General features: G+C 54.7%; 2 protein-coding genes. Both read right to left on the bottom strand.

The features are described from left to right. Nucleotides 1-2,555 (bottom strand): Z1 domain-containing protein (locus tag ACESNB_RS16465; protein ID WP_373009295.1); only part of this gene is annotated, 2,555 nt, incomplete at its 3' end. Next, nucleotides 2,548-3,990 carry an ATP-binding protein gene (locus ACESNB_RS16460; RefSeq protein WP_373009297.1) on the bottom strand — a complete coding sequence of 481 codons (1,443 nt, stop codon included), beginning with the start codon at nt 3,988-3,990 and terminating at the stop codon, nt 2,548-2,550. The genes ACESNB_RS16465 and ACESNB_RS16460, both read right to left, overlap by 8 nt. Nucleotides 3,991-4,149 lie beyond the last annotated feature (159 nt).

Below are 4,149 nucleotides of genomic sequence, written 5' to 3'. Positions count from 1 at the left end.
TTTATCTGATATTCGTCGCCGCCTGCTTTTGGGTCGACGAGGAATATCACAAGCAGAGGTCTCCGTCGTACCTGGCAGAATCGGTTTTCGAATGCCACCTTGGAAAGACTTTTCGCTGTCTCGATCTCTTCCTGAGTGAGTCCGATCATTGCAGTATCTTGATCTGCGACAGCATTCTTGCTGCCGGAGAATCTGTAGACTGCCTGATTCTTCTCATCCAATTCGGCGGAGGACCTCACCACCGGGTAGATGGACTCATCAGGAAGGAAATCCGTGACTGGGTTGACGTCTGGAGCCGAACTCGATCGTGTAGCCAGGCAAACGTCCCACTTGCTCAGTTCGTCGCCCAGCCGATCGGAAACGTAATCTGATAGCAGGGATCGGCGCCCTTCAAGCTTCCAGAGCGGCTGGATTTCTCGTGGGAATTCCAAGTCGCCAATCAGTCGCAAGACGTCCAGCCCTTCAATGTTCGTCCAGTAGTGATGATGATCATGATCGTTCGAGCGATGCCCAAGTGAGCGCAAGAATTCAGATCCAGTCTTCAGGTTCTTGTCGTTCACTACTTTGCGATTGTGGATGGCATGAGCCTGAACAAAGCGACCGGAATATCCGGCGGCCAGTCGCATCTCAGTCGCTGTTCGCATCTTGTTCGCCGCAGTGATCCTGATGCCGGTTTCGCTCTGGCGTACTTTGAGACCGAAATCGAGCGGCGTTGCGCCAATCAACTCCATGCGGTCGATTTCTGCGCGCAACTCTTCAATCGACGAATGTGTTTCTTCGTAATGCCCGATTGCATCCTTGGGCAGGTAGGTACGGCAGAGGTCCTCATAATTGGTCCTGTACCCGAACCATCTGGCCATCTGCATCAGAGTATCAGATGCACCGACATTTCGCAGGAGGTACGTCGTGACGAGTCCCTCAAGAGTCAGGCCCCGGGAAAGCGCGAGCCCGCCGATTGCGATGACATGGAGACCTTCTGCTTTGTTGGCATCATAGTTCAGCGCACTCGATTTCTTGCGCATGTTGACCGTGGTGACAACAATGGGTGAAGCCGCCTCCGCGAGCACTGGCAGAAGCGACGCGAATGAAATCGGATCATCGTCGATAATTGTTCCGGCATACTCAGTCTGGTAAGTTTCCTGCAATGCCCGAATGACAGGATCGGACATGGCATTTTCAGATCCGGCCCAGAGTGCGATCGCTTGCTTGAGTTTTGTCAGATAGGCATAGATGTGACCTTCGAGCTTTTCCTGCACATCATTGAATCGGCTGACATTTACCATCATGGTTGCATGCTTTTTGCCGTCTCCACGTAAGATGCGGATGGCACGGGCGAGTACAAAGGCCCGGACAGCGGTTTCGAGTGTTGGCGGAATAGTTTCTAGGGGATGTGTCTTCTTGTGTGACAACGGAAGAACGTCGCCATAGTCGTCAATTTTGACCACGCTCTTGTCTTTCAGATTGCCGTCCCCAGAGAAGTAACGCGCAGCGCCGCAATAATTGGATGGTGGTTCCAGCGCTTTGATGAAGTTTCTGGGAAAGAGGTCTTCCTGTTTGAGCTCGTCGATTGATTGCGGGTCGATAAAGATGTTCGCAAAAGGCGTAGCTGTATACCCGATGAAGGTTGACCGGTTGAACTGCGCGAGTGTGGCCTTGATCGCGGCATTGATCGCGGTGGACCGGCCCGGGTCCTTGTGTGTGTTGATGGAAGCATTGTCGGCCTCGTCATCGATCATCAGGAGAGGCTCATTGATCTTCTGCCCATTCGCCTGATCGCTGATCCAGGTGTTTAGGTTTTCAAGAACCTGCTTGTTCTTCTTTATGACGAAGATTTTCGGTTCCTTCAGAGACGAGAAGGATGCGCCGACAACGGCATTGTGCCGGCTGAAATCCTGGTCCCGCGACGTTCCGAAGTCTGGCTTCCTTTGTCTCGATCCGGAGTAATTGATGATCGGAAGAGGGGCTTGGGCAGCGGCGTTGAAGACCGACTTGCGGCCAATGAAATACTCATCCATCCGTTGCTGGGTCTGGGATCGAAGAGAGTTCGTAATGCCGGCGAGAAGAATGATGACCTTGTATCCTGCATCAGCTGCCTTGCAGATGAGCGCGCCGTAATTGGTCGTCTTTCCCGACTGGACGTGCCCCATGACCATACCGCGCGATGACCACTTTCCCGGGACCAAAGGGTCGCCGCAGCAATCGAGGATCTGATCTGTGACTGTGTCGAGGCGCGAGACAATTCCGGCAGGCAGTTCTCCTGTCCCGATCATGTAGTCGCGCAGACGGTTCCAGTAATAGCTGTCGATCTCCCCCTTTCGGGCGGCAAGCCAAGGCTTGCATTCAGAGCTGATAATCGCCCCGCTTTCCTGAGTGATGAAAAGCTCAAGCTTCAGGGTCCGGATGATGCGCATGCGGGTTTTGGGGTCGAGGTTGGCCGCGAACGGATCTTCGTCGACCGTTTTCTCGATCAGAGTTTCGGTCACGCGCTGAGCAGACAGTTTTGTCTTGAAATAGGAGATCAGTGCCGCGGTGTGAACAGCGTCCGTGTCAGCCATGTTCGAGTAGTCCCTTCAGTTCTTCTTCGACGATTTTGATATTCGCGGCGTAAGGTTCGGTTTGACGGAGGAGTTCGCGCAATGCTGAAGGCGATCCTGCATGCAGCATGAGCCCTGGCAGAGACGCTTGCAGAAAGCGGACCAGTTCTTCCCTGGTGACAAATCCGCGTTGGACGCTGTCCGCATCCGAGGAAACTTCACCGCCGATCGCATCGACCGGCACTTGCGTTCCAACCATGCTGAGGAAGCTTTCCAGGAGCACCGTTTGGGTGGACGTCATGTCCGACTTCAGCGCTGCTAGCAGAGGATGTTCTGGATTGACGGCGTAGCGGATGACGCCGTTCCGGACCCGGCGCGACCAGACAGGCGAAGCCTTGTCATCACCCAATTTGGCACCCTTGGAGCGGTGAACCTTGTGTGACGTATTCCGGAAGCCGGCGACTAGCTCACGCATTCGCGCCCGCAGCGAAGAGGGGAGCTGCGCATCTGATTTGTCCAGTGTAATCTTCCAGATTTCGTCCAGAGAGTTGGGAATGTCGATTCTGACCCGTACGAGCTTCGAAAGCTCACCATGCTTGGCAAGACCAAACCAGGTTCCTGAAATGATAAGGCGTCGGTTGCGGTAGACGTAGAATCCCTGGTTGCGGATATAACCTTCCCTGCCGCCAAATGCCTCATAATCTGTCCCGCTCAGTTTCGAATAGTGTGGCAGGACGAAAGCCTGCATTACTACGTGATGGGACACGCCCCCGGCGCTGATGTCCATGGGTTCTTCGGGCGCGGCGATCGTGGCAGGATGTTTTCGACAGAAGGGATCTGTCTCCTGGAGCGGCGTTCTGTTCATGCTGATCCGAATGCGCGGAAAGCGCCCATCGTCTCCGCCAATATACCGGTGAAAGATCTGAGACAGTTTTTGCCTTGCCTCCGACATCAGCTCGGTAAACTCGTCACGAGTTATCGAGCCGGACTCTGACAGTCGGTCACAGTTTGACCAGACGAGTTCGGTTCCACTTTCTCCGTCCAGAGGTTCGACGAGAAGCGCCTGCGCCGCATCTTCATCGAAGAAATCCATCTCCCAGTCAGTAATATTGTCGAGGTCCCAGCGAGCGGCTTGAACACGGCCCTTCTTTTTCGAAATGACCGTCAATATCCGACACTGAGAGAAGGAGGCTGACTTCATACCCCATCCGAAGCGGCCTAGATCATCCTTTGCGCGCTCGAGATCCGGGTGAGTGCTGGCCGGGCACATAGCTCGGAAGAGTTCGTCGCGGTCCATACCTTTCCCGTCGTCGCGAATCCGGACCGAACAATCGCCGCTGTCGGAATAGTCACAGGTGATATCTATGTTGCGGCAATCTGCCGAGATCGAATTGTCGATAATGTCTGCCAGCGCGCCGGCAAGGTCATAGTTTCCGAAACTCCGCGCGGTCGCCATGAGCGATGATGCATCGGGCGCGTTACGAATGCGGCTCATGCCTTGAACCCACGGTCTTCAAGCACTGACAGGACCTTCATGGCGACAAGGCATTGCTTTTCGCTCGGCAGGCGGTTCGGAATCTGCGCGCAGACTTCCAGAACGCCTCGCTCGTTGGGG

Origin of the sequence: Hyphomonas sp., from assembly GCF_041689225.1 — a bacterium.
Lineage (GTDB): Bacteria > Pseudomonadota > Alphaproteobacteria > Caulobacterales > Hyphomonadaceae > Hyphomonas.
This window is presented reverse-complemented; position numbering and strand designations above follow the sequence as displayed.

Coding starts and splice junctions, on each gene's coding strand:
- ACESNB_RS16460 (WP_373009297.1), bottom strand. CDS start 3,990: ATGGCGACCGCGCGGAGTTTCGGAAACTATGACCTTGCCGGCGCGCTG.